This window comes from Streptomyces sp. NPDC097617, assembly GCF_044761485.1.
Taxonomy (GTDB): Bacteria; Actinomycetota; Actinomycetes; order Streptomycetales; family Streptomycetaceae; genus Streptomyces.
The window spans coordinates 217,821-234,368 of sequence record NZ_JBIWCL010000010.1 but is presented as its reverse complement, the minus strand read 5'-3'; the positions used below and the strand labels follow the sequence as shown (position 1 = coordinate 234,368).

The 16,548-nt window shown below is 71.2% G+C and carries 14 protein-coding genes; 9 read left to right on the top strand and 5 right to left on the bottom strand.

The window, feature by feature from the left end; all coding sequences use genetic code 11:
- Positions 1-153 precede the first annotated feature (153 nt).
- The 4 genes from ACIQZO_RS19005 to ACIQZO_RS18990 all read right to left on the bottom strand — a co-directional run bounded on the left by ACIQZO_RS19005 (position 154) and on the right by ACIQZO_RS18990 (position 4,380).
- Entirely contained in the window at positions 154-1,062 is a 909-nt protein-coding gene (locus tag ACIQZO_RS19005; protein ID WP_403627403.1) for a BTAD domain-containing putative transcriptional regulator, read from the bottom strand.
- Between the two features lie 236 nt (positions 1,063-1,298).
- Positions 1,299-1,988 carry a ScbR family autoregulator-binding transcription factor gene (locus tag ACIQZO_RS19000; protein WP_403627401.1) on the bottom strand — a complete coding sequence of 230 codons (690 nt, stop codon included), beginning with the start codon at positions 1,986-1,988 and terminating at the stop codon, positions 1,299-1,301.
- Between the two features lie 223 nt (positions 1,989-2,211).
- Positions 2,212-2,892 carry a ScbR family autoregulator-binding transcription factor gene (locus ACIQZO_RS18995; RefSeq protein ID WP_403627399.1) on the bottom strand — a complete coding sequence of 227 codons (681 nt, stop codon included), beginning with the start codon at positions 2,890-2,892 and terminating at the stop codon, positions 2,212-2,214.
- Between the two features lie 120 nt (positions 2,893-3,012).
- A complete protein-coding gene (locus ACIQZO_RS18990) occupies positions 3,013-4,380 on the bottom strand; it encodes a cytochrome P450 (protein WP_403627397.1) in 1,368 nt (455 codons plus the stop codon).
- A 489-nt stretch (positions 4,381-4,869) separates the two neighbouring features.
- Between ACIQZO_RS18990 and ACIQZO_RS18985 the strand changes: the two genes are divergently transcribed.
- Positions 4,870-5,847, top strand: coding sequence for a ScbA/BarX family gamma-butyrolactone biosynthesis protein (locus ACIQZO_RS18985; RefSeq protein ID WP_403627395.1), 978 nt, complete (start codon positions 4,870-4,872; stop codon positions 5,845-5,847).
- Between the two features lie 1,335 nt (positions 5,848-7,182).
- Here the strand turns inward: ACIQZO_RS18985 and ACIQZO_RS18980 are convergent.
- Positions 7,183-8,055 (bottom strand): NAD-dependent epimerase/dehydratase family protein, encoded by an 873-nt coding sequence (locus tag ACIQZO_RS18980; protein WP_403627438.1) that lies wholly within the window; start codon positions 8,053-8,055, stop codon positions 7,183-7,185.
- A gap of 97 nt (positions 8,056-8,152) precedes the next feature.
- Between ACIQZO_RS18980 and ACIQZO_RS18975 the strand changes: the two genes are divergently transcribed.
- From ACIQZO_RS18975 to ACIQZO_RS18940, 8 genes are all read left to right on the top strand, one after another.
- Positions 8,153-8,929 carry an SDR family NAD(P)-dependent oxidoreductase gene (locus ACIQZO_RS18975; protein ID WP_403627393.1) on the top strand — a complete coding sequence of 259 codons (777 nt, stop codon included), beginning with the start codon at positions 8,153-8,155 and terminating at the stop codon, positions 8,927-8,929.
- 321 nt (positions 8,930-9,250) lie between these two features.
- Entirely contained in the window at positions 9,251-10,117 is an 867-nt protein-coding gene (locus ACIQZO_RS18970; protein WP_403627391.1) for a serine/threonine-protein kinase, read from the top strand.
- 209 nt (positions 10,118-10,326) lie between these two features.
- Positions 10,327-10,872 carry a hypothetical protein gene (locus ACIQZO_RS18965; RefSeq protein ID WP_403627389.1) on the top strand — a complete coding sequence of 182 codons (546 nt, stop codon included), beginning with the start codon at positions 10,327-10,329 and terminating at the stop codon, positions 10,870-10,872.
- Between the two features lie 86 nt (positions 10,873-10,958).
- Complete coding sequence (locus tag ACIQZO_RS18960) at positions 10,959-11,525, top strand: NADPH-dependent FMN reductase (protein WP_403627387.1); 567 nt, start codon at positions 10,959-10,961, stop codon at positions 11,523-11,525.
- A gap of 744 nt (positions 11,526-12,269) precedes the next feature.
- Positions 12,270-12,830 carry a hypothetical protein gene (locus tag ACIQZO_RS18955; protein WP_403627385.1) on the top strand — a complete coding sequence of 187 codons (561 nt, stop codon included), beginning with the start codon at positions 12,270-12,272 and terminating at the stop codon, positions 12,828-12,830.
- Between the two features lie 209 nt (positions 12,831-13,039).
- Positions 13,040-13,768 carry a 4'-phosphopantetheinyl transferase family protein gene (locus ACIQZO_RS18950; protein WP_403627383.1) on the top strand — a complete coding sequence of 243 codons (729 nt, stop codon included), beginning with the start codon at positions 13,040-13,042 and terminating at the stop codon, positions 13,766-13,768.
- Positions 13,769-14,313: 545 nt separating this feature from the next.
- The gene (locus tag ACIQZO_RS18945; protein ID WP_403627381.1) at positions 14,314-15,060 is read left to right on the top strand and encodes an RNA polymerase sigma factor; all 747 of its coding nucleotides are present in this window, start codon (positions 14,314-14,316) and stop codon (positions 15,058-15,060) included.
- Positions 15,057-16,517, top strand: coding sequence for a M48 family metallopeptidase (locus ACIQZO_RS18940; RefSeq protein ID WP_403627379.1), 1,461 nt, complete (start codon positions 15,057-15,059; stop codon positions 16,515-16,517). Before ACIQZO_RS18945 ends, ACIQZO_RS18940 begins: the two co-directional genes overlap by 4 nt.
- The last annotated feature ends 31 nt before the right edge of the window (positions 16,518-16,548 follow it).

Here is a 16,548-nt window from a genome sequence, read left to right as displayed (position 1 = left end):
CCGTGTCCCGGGCGGTGTGCCGTGCCGTGTCCCGGGCGGTGTGCCGTGCCGTGTCCCGGGCGGTGTGCCGTGCCGTGTCCCGGGCGGTGTGCCGTGCCGTGTCCCGGGCGGTGTGCCGTGCCGTGTCCCGGGTGCCCGGGAGCGGGCGGGTCCTCAGACCCGTACGAGGCGCTCGCCGCCGGGTTCGGCGTGGGCCTCGGCCAGGGTCTCCGGGCCGGCCATGAGGATGGAGCGCTGCAGGCGGCGCAGTGCCACGGAGGGCTCCAGGCCGAGCTCGCGCACGAGGGTGGCGCGCAGACGCTGGTACACGTCGAGGGCTTCGCCGCGCCGTCCGGAGCGGTGCAGGGCGAGCATGAACTGCCCGTGCAGGTTCTCGTGGGTGCGGTAGCGGGTGACCAGGACGGTCAGCTCGGCGAGGAGTTCGCGGTGGCGTCCGAGTCTGAGGTCGGCCTCGATCCGCTGGTCCAGGGCGCACAGCCGGGTCTCCTCCAGCCGGCGGGTCTCCATGTCGAGCTGGACGCCGCCCTGTACGTCGGCGAAGGCGGGTCCGGACCACAGGGCCAGGGCCTCGCGCAGCAGCCGTGCGGCGCCGGGGAAGTCGCCGGCGTCCATGGCGCGGTAGCCGGTACCGGCGAGGCGGTCGAACTCGCGTACGTCGAGGGTTCCGCCGCCGCTGCTGAGGAGGTATCCGCCGGGCAGGGTGACCAGGATGTCCTTGGCGGTGCGCGCCGCCCCCGCCCCGCCCTCAACCGCACCCGTACCGGTGCTGCCGGTACCGGTGCTGCCGGTGCCGGCGCCGGTGGGGTCGGTGGTGCCGGTGGTGCCGCGTTCCAGGGCGCCGGCGATGAGGGCGCGTAACTGCAGGACGTACGTCTGGAGTGTCGTGCGGGCGCTGCGCGGCGGTTCGCCCGCCCACAGCTCCTCTATCAGTGCCGATACGGGTACCACCTGATCGGCATGGAGGGCCAGGAGGGCCAGGACCTGCCGGGGCTTGGGGGCGGTCGGCGTGATGGAGATCCCGTTCTCCCGCACGGCCAACGCGCCCAGTACATCGATGTCCACGCCGTACTCCCCTGTCCTTGGATGAGTACAGCCAGTAGAAAACAGGACCGGCGGTTTGTCAATATCAAACCGGTCGTGCTGTTTTGATGGTCGGTCATGTCTGACACATCTTCAAAACTGTGCGCTGGCCTGGGAGTTCGGGTGATCACGGGTGGCGTCGTGCGGCTCCAGGGAGACTCGATCGTCCCTCGATGAGGGTCACAGGAGTGCGGTGGACCCTACCTGAAAGAGACCGTTCAGTCTGATTCGGTGGTTCCGGTCGGCGGTGCGGGGGAAGCCCTGTGCGACCCCTGCGGCAGCAGGGCCTCCAGGGCCGGTGCGGCTGCGAGGCGCGGCAGCATCAGGGTCCAGAACCGGGTGAGGGTGTGGGGGGCGGTCCACTCCCGGTCGTAGGCGCCCAGGACCTCCAGTCCCACCGTGGCGGCCACCACCCCGCGGGCCGCGTCGCGCGGGACGAGTCCGGGGGCGAGGGCGCCCTCGCGGGCGGCGTCCGCCATGACCGCCTCGACCCACAGGCGCCACTGGCGGCGCAGGTCCACCCCGCCGCTCCAGGAGGGGTCCGCGCACAGCCCGAAGCCGGCCCGCACCACCGGCTCCCGTGCGAGCAGGGCCATCAGCGCGTGGCTGGAGTCGACCAGCACCTGCAGGGATGCGGCGCCCGCGGCGGCGGCCTCACCGGCGGCGGTGGCGGGCGGTGGTGCGGCGGCGACCGTGATGCGGCGCAGCCACTGCGCGGCGCGGTCCTCCACGGCGCGGGCGAGCGCGTCCTTGCTGGCGAAGTGGAAGTGCAGGCCCCCGGCGCTCACCCCGGCCCGGCGGCTGATCGCGGCGATCGAGGCGGTGACGAACCCCTCCTCGGCGAACACCTCCGCGGCGGCACGGACCAGCGCTTCCCGCGTACGAGCGGCACGTTCCTGCTTGACCATGGAGTCTCCACAAACCGCCAACGCGGTTTGCCCAAGGGGGAGTAAAGATCGTTTCGGTCACAGTCGGCGGCGGCGCCGGAGTCCCGCTCGCGTCCCGGTGGAGGCGTCCGGCCCCACCGGCCCCCGCCGTCCCGGCCGCCGGAGGGCCACCGGGAGGCCGCCGGGAGGCTGCCGGGAGGCTGCCGGGAGGCTGCCGGGGGGCGGGGGCGGGGCCGAAGCGGCCTCAGGACAGTGCCGGTTGGGCTTCCTGCGCCGCCCCCGGACCCGGCCCGCGCCGCATCTCCGCGCTCACCCGCTCCCCCCGGTCGGGGGCGATGTCCAGACGGGCGAGCATCGCGGGCGTCGCGATGGAGGGGCAGATGTGCTGGTAGACGGCGGCGACCCGCTGCTCGATGTCGGACCGGTCGTTCAGGGTCTGGGAGTAGATCTGCGCGCCGGTCCAGCACGCGGACAGGATCCAGGCGGTCTCGGCGGGGTCCACGTGCGGCAGCAGCTCGCCCTGCTCCTTGGCCCGGACCAGCAGGGTCCGGGTGAACTCGATCCAGCCCGGTACCGAGCCGCCGCCGAAAATGTCGCGCATGCCCGGCCCCAGGGAGAGCCGGGCACCCGCGCTGAGCATGGGCTCGCGCTTCATCCGGTACGCCAGCACCATCGCGACGTCCACGAGTTCCTGCAGCTTGCTCTCCCGGTGGGGCACCCCGCCCTCGGCGAACTGCTCGTCGAGCACGCCCTGCGCCAGCTCCTGCTTGGAGGAGAAGTGGAAGTACAGGGCGCCCTTGGTGACGCCCGCCCGGGAGAGGATGTCCGCGATGGTGGCCGCGTCGTAGCCGCGCTCGTCGAAAACCGCCGCCGCCGCTTCCAAGATCGCGCGACGCGTACGTACCGCACGCTCCTGCCGTGCCACCGGTGCCTCCGTTGTGCTCGGTCCGATAGGGCCGGATCCACCGCGCGGATCCACCGCCCCATTAAAACCAACCAGAAGGTCCGATTCTTTTCAAGCAGGCCAGGCGCCGCCCCGACGTGATCAATCAGCCACCGGCGCCGCGGCCCCCAGCACGACAGGCAACTCCCGCAGCCCGTTGGAGAGGAACGACTGCACCCGCGGCAACTCCCCGGCCCCCGCCACCGCCGCGTCGGGGAACCGCTCGAAGAACCGCCGCACCGCGACCGCGCACTCCAGCCGGGCCAGGGCCGCACCCAGGCAGTGGTGGGTGGCGAACCCGAAGGACAGGTGCTGCCCGCGCGTGCCGCGCGTGATGTCGAAGCCCCCCGCGTCCGCGCCGTGCACGGCCGGGTCCCGGCCGGCCGACCCGAAGGACACCAGGATCGGCTCGCCCGCCGGGATCACCACCCCCTCACCCATGTCGATGTCCTCCACCGCGAAACGCAGCAGCCCGTAGGAGGCCGGCGGCTCGATCCGCAGCGCCTCCTCGACCACGTCCTCCCACGAGGCCAGGCCCTCCCGCGCGAGCGCCAGCTGCGCGGGAGCGCGCAGCAGCTCGTGCAGGGCCGTGCAGATCAGGTTGACGGTGGTCTCGTACCCGGCCGTGAACAACAGGATGAGACTGTCGACGAGTTCCTTCTCACTGAGCCCCACCCCCGCCCCGCAGCCGCCCCCGCCATCGCCATCGCCATCCGTGCCGGCGCCGGTGCCGCTGTGGGCGCCGGTGTGGGCGCCGGTGTCGGTGTGGGTGCAGGCGCCGGTGTGGGTGCAGGCGCCGGTGTGGGTGTCGCGGGCGGCGATGAGCGCGCTGGTCATGTCGTCGCCGGGGTGCGCGCGGCGGTGGGCGACCAGGTCGGCCATCGTGACGTCCAGGTCGTCCGCGTTGCGCTGCGCCTCCTCGGCGGTGATGTTGGTGTCGAAGAACGCGTTGATGATCCTGTGCAGGGGCGCCCACGAGCGTTCGGGGATCCCGAACAGCTCGAAGACGATCCGGGTGGGCAGCTCGTGCGCGAACCGCGTGCGCAGGTCCACCGTGCGACCGGGCGGCAACGCGGCCAGGCCGTCCAGGAGTTCCCCGACGACCTCCTCGATCCTGGGGCGCATACCGGCCGCCCGGCGGGCGGTGAACGCGGCGGCGACGGGCCTGCGCAGCCGGGTGTGCTCGCTGCCGTAGGCGGTGATCATGTTCTGCACCGAGACCCAGATCGCGAGCGGCCACTCGGTGCCGACCTCGCCGTCGATCCAGGCCGGCCAGTGGCGGTAGGCGTCCTTGGAGACTCTCGGGTCCACCAGGAGTCTGCGTATGTCGGCGTGCCGGCCCACGGCCCAGGCGCCCACACCGCCCGGCAGCAGGACCCGTGTCGCGGGCGCCTGTTCACGGATGAGTGCTGCCTCGCCGTGCACGTCCGCACCGGAGGCGTCGATCACAAAGGGGCACTGACGGTTCATCTCAAAACTCTCCAGGATGGACGGCGGCTGGTCGACGACAGGGTGCAGCGACGTGTCCACACCCTGTATTCCAAAACCGCCCATCCGGTTTTTGTTTCACCGGCGGCGGCCCCGAGTCTGACACGGCCCGCCCCGCATGCCAATGGTTTTCGGGGTCCGGCGGGCCGCGGGCCGGCCGGCCAAGTCCCCCTGGAATCCACTTGGTTGAACGGTCGACGCCCGCACCCTGTCCGACCGGCGCATATGACCGGAAGGGCGGTTCTCACTTGGGGCGGTGGCGTGCGTGTCCCGGGTGGCCGCGCCCTGTCGGATATCCGCTGGTCGGGGTCGTGACGGGGGTCCGGAAGGGGCTCCCGCGGGCCGGTCGGGCCGGTGCGGGGGCCGCATCCTGCCCGGCTGAGCCGCTTGCAAACAAAACCGGAGAGTACGTATCTTGCGTCTCGCGAGCGCAACCCGTCCCAACCGTCGAACGGCTCTGCGGGAGAAGTCATGACCATGCTGACGATCGGAAAGAACGCGCCCGTCCTGCCGCTTCCGGGGGTGGAGCAGCCATGGATGCGCTGCAACGACGCCCGTGGACTGACCACCACGGTCCCCCGGGAGTACGTCCACCGCAGCTCACTGGCCGAGGTCTTCCTGACCGGCTGCGACCGCACCGGCGAGGACACCTTCTCCCTCACCGGGCAGTGGCCGCGCGCCCACACGTTCTTCACCAGCGCCGACGGCACCAGCCACGACCCCGTCCAGGTCGGCGAGACCGTCCGCCAGGTCGGGCTCTACCTCTGCCACGCCGCCTACGGGGTGCCGCTGGGCCACAACGTGCTGCTGTGGAACCTGGACTTCACCTCCCGGCCCGAACGCCTGCGCATCGGCCGCGGCCCCAGCGACCTCGAGATGAGCGCCGTGTGCACCGACTTCGTATGGAAGGGCAACCGGTTCTCCGGCTTCCTCCAGGTCGACATCCACCGCAGCGGCGAGCTCGCCGGCTCCGGCACCGCCCGCTTCAGCTGCGTCGCCCCCGCCACCTACCGCCGGCTGCGCGGCGACCGCGGCCTCCTGGCCTCGACCCGCCCACTGCCCCGCCGCACCCCCATGGCCGCCACCGGCGCCGGCAGACTCCTGCCCTTCGACGTGGTCCTGGCCCCCACCGACCGGACGGACCGCTGGCAGCTGAGCCCCGACCTCGACCACCCCATCCTCTTCGAACACGCCAACGACCACCACCCCGGCATGGTCCTCGTCGAAGCCGCCCGCCAGGCCGCCTGCGGCCTCCACACCCCCGGCGGCTACACCCCCCGCGCCATCGCCACCGAATTCCACCACTACGCCGAACTCGACGCCCCCTGCTGGATCGACGCCACCCTGACCGCCCCCGGCCGCGTCACCGTCACCGGCCACCAGGACAACCGCACCATCTTCCGCGCCACCGTGAACGGCACCGTGAACGGCACCGCCACAGCCGCCTGAACACACACAGCAACCCCCGGGCACCAGGCGTCCGGACCCGACCGACCGGTCTCCGCCCCGACGCCGGACATTCGGACCCCACCACCGGATACCCGCCCGGGCACAGGGTCCCCGGACCCCACCACCGGATACCCGCCCGGGCACAGAGTGTCCGAGCCCGAGCACCGGATACCCGCCCCGACCACACGGAGTCCACCCGGGCACACGGCGTCCGGGCCCGACCACCGGATACCCGCCCGGGCACAGAGTGTCCGGGCCCGGCCACCGGATACCCGCCCGGGGGCAGGATCCCGGGACCCGACCACCGGGCGTTCACCCGGACGCCGGGTGTTCACCCCGGCGGCGGGCATCCAGGCCCGACCGCCCGATGCCCGCCCCACCCCTGCGCGTTCGGGACCCGACCGGCGGGTGTTCACCCCGGCGCCCTCTGATCAGGACCGGCCGACGGGCGTTCACCCGGACGCCGGGCGTCCGCCCCGACCACCATGTGCCCGCCCGGGAGCCCGGCGCCCGGCCCGACCGCCGCATGTTCACCCCGCACCCCGGACCCCGGATGCCCGCCCCGGCGCAGGGCGACCGGACCCGACCACCGGATGCCCGCCCGGGCGCCGGGAGTTGACCCGGGCGCCGGATATCCAGGCCCGATCACTGCGCGTTCGGGACCCGCCCGACCGGCCTCCGCCCCCGCAGCGGGCTGTGGGACCCGGCCACCGCGTACCCGCCCCGGCGCCGGGAGTTGACCCGGGCGCCGGATATCCAGGCCCGATCACTGCGCGTTCGGGACCCGCCCGACCGGCCTCCGCCCCCGCAGCGGGCATTGGGACCCGGCCACCGCCCGTACCCGCCCCGACCACCGCATGCCCGCCCGGGTGCCGGGCGTCCGGCCCGACCACCCGATGCCCGCCCCACCGCTGCGCGTTCGGGACCCGACCGCCGGATGACCACCCGGGAACCGGGCGACCGGACCCGACCACCGGATGCCCGCCCCGGCGCCGGGAGTTGACCCGGGCGCCGGATATCCAGGCCCGATCACTGCGCGTTCGGGACCCGCCCGACCGGCCTCCGCCCCCGCAGCGGGCATTGGGACCCGGCCACCGCGTACCCGCCCCGACCACCGGGGCGCCCGCCAGGGGGCAGGGTCCCCGGACCCGACCGCCGCATGCCCGCCCGACTGCCCGGACCCGACCACCGGGCGCCCGCCCCACCGCCCCGTGTTCGGGACCCGCCACCGGATACCCACCCCACCGCCCCGTGTTCGGGACCCGCCGCCGGATACCCGCCCCACCGCCGTGTGTTCGGGCCCCCGGCCCGCAGGGGCAGCCCGTCGGCGTGCGCTCACCCCGCGGCCACGGACCGGTACCAGGGAGCGCAGTCGGCGAACGCATCGGCGAAACGGGGCCCGGGCGAAGCCTCCAGCCCCGCCCACAACCGCCTGCTGTCGTACCAGTGATCCACCGCCAGGAGCCGCACCCCCCGCACCAGCACCGGATCGGACCGCCCGGCACCACCCAGCAACTCCAACGCCCCCCGCAGGTCCACCTCCCCCACCGGCAGCGGCAACCCCAACTCCCGGGCAACCGTCCCCACCAACTCCCGCACCGACACCGGCTCGGGATGACCCGCATGCAGCACCCCGCCCGCCACCTCCCGCCGCACCGCCAGCTCCGCCAACGCCCCCGCCAGCGCATCCACCGACGTCAACGACACACGGGCACGCCCCCCGTCCACCCAGCACGGCAACCGCGCCAACAACTGCACCAACGAAGGCACCACCCAACGATCACCACGCCCATACACCAGATACGGACGCAACACCGTCCCCCCCGCCGCCAGCACCAGACGCTCCCCGGCCAGACGGGACTCACTGGTCACCGACCCCGGCCGCTCCACCAGTTCCCCCTCCACCACACCCCGATGCACCCCGTCCCCATACACCGCAGCCGTCCCCAACTGCACGACCCGGGCCACCCCCGCCCGCCGCGCCTCCGCCAGCAGAGCACGGGTCCCCTCCACATTCACCGCCCGGCACTCCTCCCGACTCCCCCCGATCCGCGAAGCCACATGCACCACCGTGCCCACCCCCTCACACACCCCCCGCAACGACGCCACCCGCGCAAGATCCCCCCACACACACTCCGCCCCCACCGGCACCGCCGCCCGACGAACCAACACCCGCACCCCCACACCCCACCCCAACAACCGCTCCACCACCGGAAAACCCACAAACCCCCCCGCCCCCGTCACCAGCACACCCGGTCTCCCACTGTTCACCACACACCCCAATCCACCGTGTTACCGTCGCGCCGTGACGCAGGAAACGGATAAATCTCTACTCGCCGGCAAATCAGCACTGATAACCGGCGCGAGCTCCGGCATCGGAGCCGCCGCCGCCCGCGTGTTCTGCCGCGAAGGCGCCGCCGTAACCCTCGTGGCCCGCCGCGAAAACCAACTCGCCGAACTCACCGCCGAACTACAAGCAGCCGGCCACCACGCCCAATACATCGTCGCCGACGTCACCCGAACCCAAGACGTCGCACGAGCCGTCAACGCCGCCGTCACCACCTACGGCCGCCTCGACGCCGCATTCAACAACGCCGGCACCGGCGCCACCCCCAAACCCCTCCACCTCCTCGACGAAAACACCTACGACCACATCATGGACACCAACGTCCGCGGCACATGGAACTCCATGCGCCACGAAATCCGCGCCATGCTCACCAACGGCGGCGGCGCAATCGTCAACAACAGCAGCACCGCCGGCCTCGTCGCCACCCCCGTCACCGCCCCCTACATCGCCTCCAAACACGCCGTCCTCGGCCTCACCAAAGCCGCCGCCAGCGAATACGCCACCCACAACATCCGCGTCAACGCCATCGCCCCCGGCGCCACCCGCACCGAAATGATCGACAACTGGCTCAAAGAAAACCCCACCATCGAACAAACCCTCCTCAACTCCACCCCCCTCCCCCGCATGGCCACCCCCACCGAAATCGCCGAATCCGCCGCCTGGCTCTGCAGCGACCGCGCCTCCTACATCCTCGGCACCACCCTCACCATCGACGGCGGCTGGACCACCCGCTAACACCAACCACCAACCACCCAAACACCACACCAACCAACCCACCGACACACGGAAAACCCGACGCAGCCCGGCACCAAGCACAGAGATAGGGCGTGGCACAGCTGTCGTGGAGGCCGGAAGCCGACTCGGGAACGGGCGAAGGCCGGCGCCGGACGGATGCCCGGAAGCAGGACGGAGTGGCTGGTGCTGGAGACGTAACCCGGTGAAAGAGCGTCCCCGCGCCGGGCGGGGCGCGCGCGGCCTCTAGGGTCCATCACGACGACCCGCCGGGCGGCCCGTACGGCACGGGCCGGCAACGGACACGGTAGCGAGGGGCAGTTGATGGAGTCTGCGCGGCCCGGTGACCCACTGGAGATCGGCGGCTACCGTCTCCTGGCACGGCTCGGCTCCGGAGGCATGGGCGAGGTGTTCCTGGCCCGGACCGCATCCGGACGGGCCCTGGCCCTCAAAACCGTGCACCGCGAACTGAGCGCGGACACCGACTTCGCGGAACGCTTCGACCGCGAGATACGCACCAACGACCGCGTACGATGCCCCTGGACGGTATCCGTCGTGGACTTCAACCCACCGGGCGCGACCCCGCAATGGCTCGCCACCGAGTACATACCCGCACCCTCACTCGCCGACTGGATACGCAGTCGGGGGCCACTGGAGGCACCCGCCGTGCTGCGGTTGGCGCAGGAACTGGCGGCCGCACTGGTGAACGTACGCGCGGCCGGAGCGGTCCACCGCGACATCAAACCCGCCAACATCCTCCTCGGCGCCGAACGCCCCTTCCTCATCGACTTCGGAATCGCCCGCACCGTACGCGACCCACGTCACACCCGCACCGGCACGATCATCGGCACCCCCGGCTTCCTCGCCCCGGAACAAGCGACCGGCACGACCGCCGGACCCGCCGCCGACGTGTTCTCCCTCGCCGCGGTACTCGTCTACGCCGCAACCGGACGCAGCCCCTTCCTGACCGACGACGAAGAACTCGACCTACCCGCCCTGCTCTACCGGATCGTGCACCACGACCCCCACCTCGACGGCGTCCCCCGGACACTCCTCCCACTCATCCGGGACTGCCTGGCCAAAGACCCCGGCCAACGCCCCAGCGCCTCGGACATCGCCACACAACTGGCCTCCACCCAGGCGGAAGTAGAGGACGAGGATGGCTGGCGTCAGGCGACCCCGCCGCACTGATCACTGAAACCACCCACCGGGAAGTGGCGGTGCCAGGGCAGATGCCACCGCCGTCGTCGTATTCGTTGCCACCACCGTCGGGCGGGGCGGGCGGCACCGCGCCGCGGTGGGGACCGGCAGCGCCCGCCGGAGTCGCTGCACCGCCCTACTCCCCCGCTGTCCCCGCGCCCCGAAGCCGACGGACGCTCCTGACGTCCCGCGGCGCCGGCGTGACAGCAGGTGCCCTGGCCGTCGCCACGGCTGTCACCCTCGCGATATGGCTCCCCGGCCACGGCAACGACAGAAACGGCAACCGGGCCGCAGCCCGACCGTCCTCCTCCGGACCATCCACCACACCGACGGCCGCGACGGCCGGAACGCTGCCCGCCGCATGGGCCGGTACGTGGACGGGCACCGGTCCCGGAACACCCGACGCCGACGGCATCCTGCGCGCGCGGACCGGCGAATTCACCGTAACCGTCACACTGAACAGCGCAGCAGTGGGCGAACTCGTGGGCCGACAGGTCAGCGACGTCAAGGAATCCACCACCGGCCGAAACCTGGGCTGCACCGAAGCCCTCCAACTACGACAGATCCGCGGCAACAGCGCGGTCCTCGAAGCCGCCACCACCCATCCCACCGACCGTGCAGCCGTCATCGACTGCCCGCACGGCAACCTGTACGTCCTCACCATGACCGAGACGGACCGACTGACCCTCGAAACAGAAGGCGCGCAGTCCGCGGGAGCACCGTCCACCCTGACCCGCCACCCCTGACAACCACCGCCGCCCCGTCAACAGCCACTCCCCCGGCGGGACAGGGCTTTGACCTCAAGCGCACTTGATGTTCTAAACCTGGAGGCATGAACACACCGCTACGTACCGCGCTCATCATCGCCAGCACCCGCGAGGGCCGATTCGGACCCACCATCGCCCGCTGGTTCGAAACCATCGCCGCCACTCGCACCGACATCGAACTCACCACCGCCGACCTCGCCGACGCCGACCTCCCCGCCCACTGGACTGCCCACCCCACTCCCCGCGCACGCCAGTTCACCGAGCAGCTGGCTACAGCCGACGCCTACATCATCCTTACTCCCGAGTACAACCACTCCTTCCCCGCCTCCCTCAAACAAGCCATCGACACCACCGGGGACATCTGGCACCGCAAACCCGTCGCGTTCATCTCCTACGGCGGACTCTCCGGCGGCCTCCGCGCCGTGGAACAACTACGCCCCGTCCTCGCCGAACTCCACGCCACCACCCTCCGCGAAACCCTCAGCTTCCACCAATTCCCCTTCGACCAAGACGGACAACCCCTCAACCAGCAGGCCTCCGAACAAGCCGCAACCACCCTCCTGACCGACCTTCACTGGTGGGGCAGCGCCCTACGAAACGCCCGCGAACACCACCTCACTCCCACCGCATAGCAACCACACACCCCGGCGCCGGGACTCCACCCGCAGACAAGCGGACCGAGGATCCGGCCCGCCCAGGGGGCCATACACGTGTGGGCAAGGCGGTCGGAGGGCGCTTCACGGCGTCCGGGACGATGCGCCCCCGCATGCCGATCATCAGGTTGGCGAAGGCGTCCCCACCGAGCTCCCAGTGTTTTCCACGCATGGTCGAGGACCACCCGGTCAAGCCCTCTCCATACGTCTGCGAGGGTTGCGGCGGCCGGGTGGTTTTCGTTCTGGTGAATGAATTGCGCGCAGAGGATCAGGGAGGCTCCTGCGGTGGCAGCCGAGAGTCCATGACAGCCAGTGAGAATTACGGGGACCAGGACTCCCGGGAGACCGAGGGGACCGGCCCGGCCTACTGTCCATCCGAAAGAAGAGTTCGAGGCCGCAGTCGCTCTTACTTTCGACAACGGCGGATTCGTCCGATGCATGACCATCGGTCTGAGGTGGGTCAGAAGCTGCCATCCCGGAGCATCGCAGCAGCGGACATCGGTCCACCGTCCGGCGCAGCGGAGCAGGGAATGGGGTGTGGGGGTGGTGTGACCGATTTTCGATGCGCTCCGCGGGAACAGCGTGTGTCCTCCGGCGATGACTTCGGGGCCAATAGCATGGCCGACGACCCGGGCCGCCACACCAACCACTGGAGAGACGACTCGTTGAGCATCATGAACCAGGCAAGTGTGGTCGTCGGCAAGTGCGACGACGGCGTGCACCATGGCTGACCCGTCCCGCACGGCCCGCGCCCGTGCCGCCCTCAGGGCTCTGGCCGTGACGGCCGTTATCGCGCCCCTTTCCGTACTGTCCGTGGGGTGTTCCGACGTGAAGGAACTCGGCTACACACCGGCGCGGATGGACCCCGATCCGGCCCGCGCCAAGACCAAGGCCATTTCCGCGCGTCTCCTCGAGATGACCGGTGTCAAGGGCACGGTCACCCAACCAGGCCCCACCGTCAGCCGGTGCAGCGAATACGGGGACGATTTGTTCTCCCTCTCCCACCCGTGGTCCATCTATGAAATCAGTGACGCCCAGGTCGAGACGGGCATGAGTACCCTGCGTGAAAGGCTCACCGCGAGCGGCTGGAAGATCACCAAGGACGGCAAGGCCAAGAGCCAGGCCCAAAGCCCGGAAATCTACGCCGAGGACAACGCCGAAGGCTTTGCCGTGCTTGTCACCGGCCACAAGCAATCGACAACCGGCGGCCCGATGCTGCTCTTCAAGGTCGTCTCCCACTGCTACCGCGCCGAGTCCGCCGCCAGCCTCGACGGCGTGTACTGACGACTGGGCCGGCCCCGCCGCACGGACCGTACCCACCGCACGGACCGTACCCACCGCACGGACCGCACGGACCGCACGGACCGCACGGACCGCACGGTCGGCGGGGCCCAGTCATCAACGGCCTTCACGGCAAAGTCCGCAGGGGCCCGACAGCACCACGGACCACGACGGATCCCTCGTACCCCCTCACCTGGTCTACCCTCGGTCAGATGATCGAGTACGTGAACCAGCTCGGCTCCGGTGCCCCCTCGACCGGACCGGCCCCCGTCGGCACCGACGCCCTCGTGTGGTCCCTGGACACCACCGCCCAGGTCCTCGGCGGCCACCGTGTCCAGGACGCAGACACCGTGCTCGACGCCGGTGAACGCGAGAAGGCCGCACGCATGCGCCTGCCCGGGCTTCGCCACCGCTACCTCGCCGCGCACCTCGGACTGCGCATCCTCCTCGGCGGGTACCTCGAGCTCCCCCCGCAGGCCGTCCCCCTCACCCGCGAGGACTGCCCCTGCTGCGGTGACGCCCACGGCCGCCCCGCCGTCACCGGCAATCCCCTGCATTTCTCGCTCTCCCACACGGGTGACATCGCCTACATCGCTGTCGCGGCGCTGCCCGTGGGCGTGGACATCGAGATGACGCCGAGCCCCGAGACCGTCACCGACGTCATCCGCTCCCTCCACCCCGACGAAACCACTGAGCTCAACGCCCTGACGCCGGCCGAACGCCCCGAGGCCCTCGCCCGGCTCTGGAGCCGTAAGGAAGCCTGCCTCAAAGCGAACGGCACGGGCCTCGCACTCGGTCTCGTCCACCCGTACGTCGGCACCCACCCCACTCCCCCGCCCCTCGCCGACTACACCCTCTTCGACCTCCCTGCGCCTCACGGCCACGCCGCCGCCCTCGCCCTCACTCACCCCGTTAGCGCCTCGGGGCCCGGCACCAGCTGACCAACCGCCGGCATTCCATCAGCGTCTACATCGGCGTCGGAATCGGCCGACCGAGCTCATGACGGCAGGCCGACGGCGGCAGCAACGCCGACCCCGTCGGCCACCCCTTCTGCCTTGTCACGCCACTGAAGTGAACAGCCGAGCGCCATCGGTGACCAGCGGCGACACACCAGAGCCTCGGCCAACGGTCGGCGGCTTCCAAAATATTCTGGTCGACGAGTAAACGCACAGCCCTGTCACGGGTGTTCAGCGGTGTCGGAGTCGGCAGGGGATCTGCTGACATTACGCGGTCGGCAGGGGATGTGGTCCGGTATGTGGGAATCGGTGGTGCTTGCGGGTCTGGCCGCTACGGTGAAAATCGCTCTCCAGGTAGTGGCGTGGCGACGGGAGTTGGCCCGTGAACGTGAACGGTGCCGACTGGTACTCGAAGCGGTGCGCCTGGCGGGTCACGGTGTCCAGGTGGAGGACCGCCGCTCGGACGGGGGCCTCCTGATCGTGCGGGGCGATGGATTGGCCGCCTCGAACGGCCAGGAGGGGGAAGCACAGTGAGTGGTGGGACGGGCAGTGTCCGGGCCGGTGCGCATGAGCCCGCGCGGGAGGGAGGCTCCGAGGTAGCGGAGAGCGGAGGCGCTCCCGCCGACTTCGACGTGTTCTTCACGACGCATCGCCCGGCTCTGCTGGCACGGGCGGTGATGCTGTGCGGCAGCCGTCAGGACGCGGAGGACGCCGTCCAGGACGCCTTCCTCGCCGCGCTGGAGAACTGGGACCGGATCAGCGGCTACGAGCAGCCGAACGCGTGGGTGAATCTGGTGATGCGGAGAAAACTGTGGCGCGTACTGCGGCTGCGGCTCAAGGCCAAGCGCGCGGCGCTGGACGTGTCCCTTCCCCGCCAGGCGCTGCCGGACGAGACGGCGCAGGCTCGACGGGTACTGACCGCGATGGCCGCCCTGCCGCCGCGCCAGCGGATGGTGCTGGTGATGTACAGCCTCTACGCCATGACCCATCAGGAGATCGCCGATGATCTGAACATCTCGCCCTCCACGGCACGGGGAAACCTCCGCAAGGGGCGCGACAACCTCAGGCGCATGCTCGGTCTCGACCCAGACACCAACCCCCTGGGTGAAGTGCCCTTGGTGGGTACCGGCGGCCCCGCTCCCGGGGACCGGCTCGCCGCGGCCCTGAGCGCCACCGACTCCTGGCTCTGCTCGGCCTTCGAAGAGGACGAACAGGCACAGCGGCAGGCCCGAGCGGATCTCACGGGCCGGCGAGGCGAAGGCACGGGGCGCGCATGACAAGGTCGAAGCCGACGGCGACCATGTCGCGCGCCCTGCTCGGCTGCGCCCTGCTGGTCGGAGTCCACCTGGTCGCCGTCGCCGTCCTGGCCGTCCAACTGCTGCTGGTCGTCGCCATCCTGAGTGCGCAATCCTGGCCGATCGCCCTGTTGGGCACCGTCACCCTGGTCCCCGTCACCACTCTTGCCTACGGGCTGCTCGCCGGTACGTCCGTCGTCGTGGCCGAAGGTCCCCGGATCGTGCTGACCCCGCAACAGCAGCCCGAACTGTGGGCCCTCACCGTGCAACTCGCCGACGAGCTGGGCACTGCCCCACCCGCGACTATTCGCCTGGCCGACACCGTCAACGCCTACGCGAGCGAGCGCGGCAGGCTGCTGGGCCTGATCGGGGGTCCCCGCACCCTGGACCTGGGTCTGCCCCTGCTCCTCGGGCTCACCAGGGACGAGCTGCGCGCCGTCGTGTGCCACGAGCTGGGGCACTACGCGGGCCGGCACACCCGGCTGGCTGCCGTCAGCCACCGCGGCAGCTTCGCCCTGGAACGCACGGTCCTCTATTTGGACGTCCTCAATACGGACCAGACCACCTTCAAACCGCCCGTGCGGCTCCTCCTGAAGCTCACCAAGGCGTACAACGGCTTCTATCTGCGCCGAACCCTTGCCGTGCGGCGCAGTCAGGAGCTCGAAGCGGACGCCGCCGCGGCCCGGATCGCCGGGGCGCAGACGTTCGCGCAGGCCCTGCGGACCGGACATGCCCTGGCACCGATCTGGGACGGGCTGAGCGGGAACCGGGACCGGCCGGAGGAACCGTGGGCGCCGAAGGACGCAACGATCGGCGTCGGGCCGATGCCCCGACCGGTGCTGCCCGAGGGCGTGTTCCGGGACTTCGCGGACCGGCTCGCCGATCCGGCGGGCGGTCCTTTCGTCGACGGCAGGCGAGCCACGACGTTGAACGTCGTCCCCGAGGACGGGCTCGGCAGTCACCCACCGCTGGAGATCCGGCTGGCGGCGCTGCGGCGCGACGGCGACCCGGACGGCGCCGCCGACCGGCCGACCGCGGGCCCGCGCCTTCCCGCCGCAGGTGTCCTTCTACGGGACCTCCCCCGGCTGGCCGAGGAACTGCAGGCGCTCATGCGCCCGGTCGGGGGCACGGTCCCCGATCCGGCCGGCAGCACCATGTCCATGGAACCGCCCCGGTTCAACAGGGCTTTCCTGCGCTTCAAGGTCAAGACGACACTGATCGGCATGGTGCTGGTCGTGGCGGCGAGCGCCTTCGTTCATACCGTCATCCACCCGCCCCGCACCGATCCGCCACCGTTCCGCCCGCCCACCGGCACGCAGGGCGGCTGGCCCGTGCGATCGCCCGCTCCGCCGACCCCGCCGACCCTTCCGACGTTCATGCTGCCGACTCTCCCGCCGCCCGGCCGGATCACGCCCCTGCCGCTCCTGCCCGTCGAGTAGTCCGTCGAAGCAGTCCGCATTCCGCCGCTGC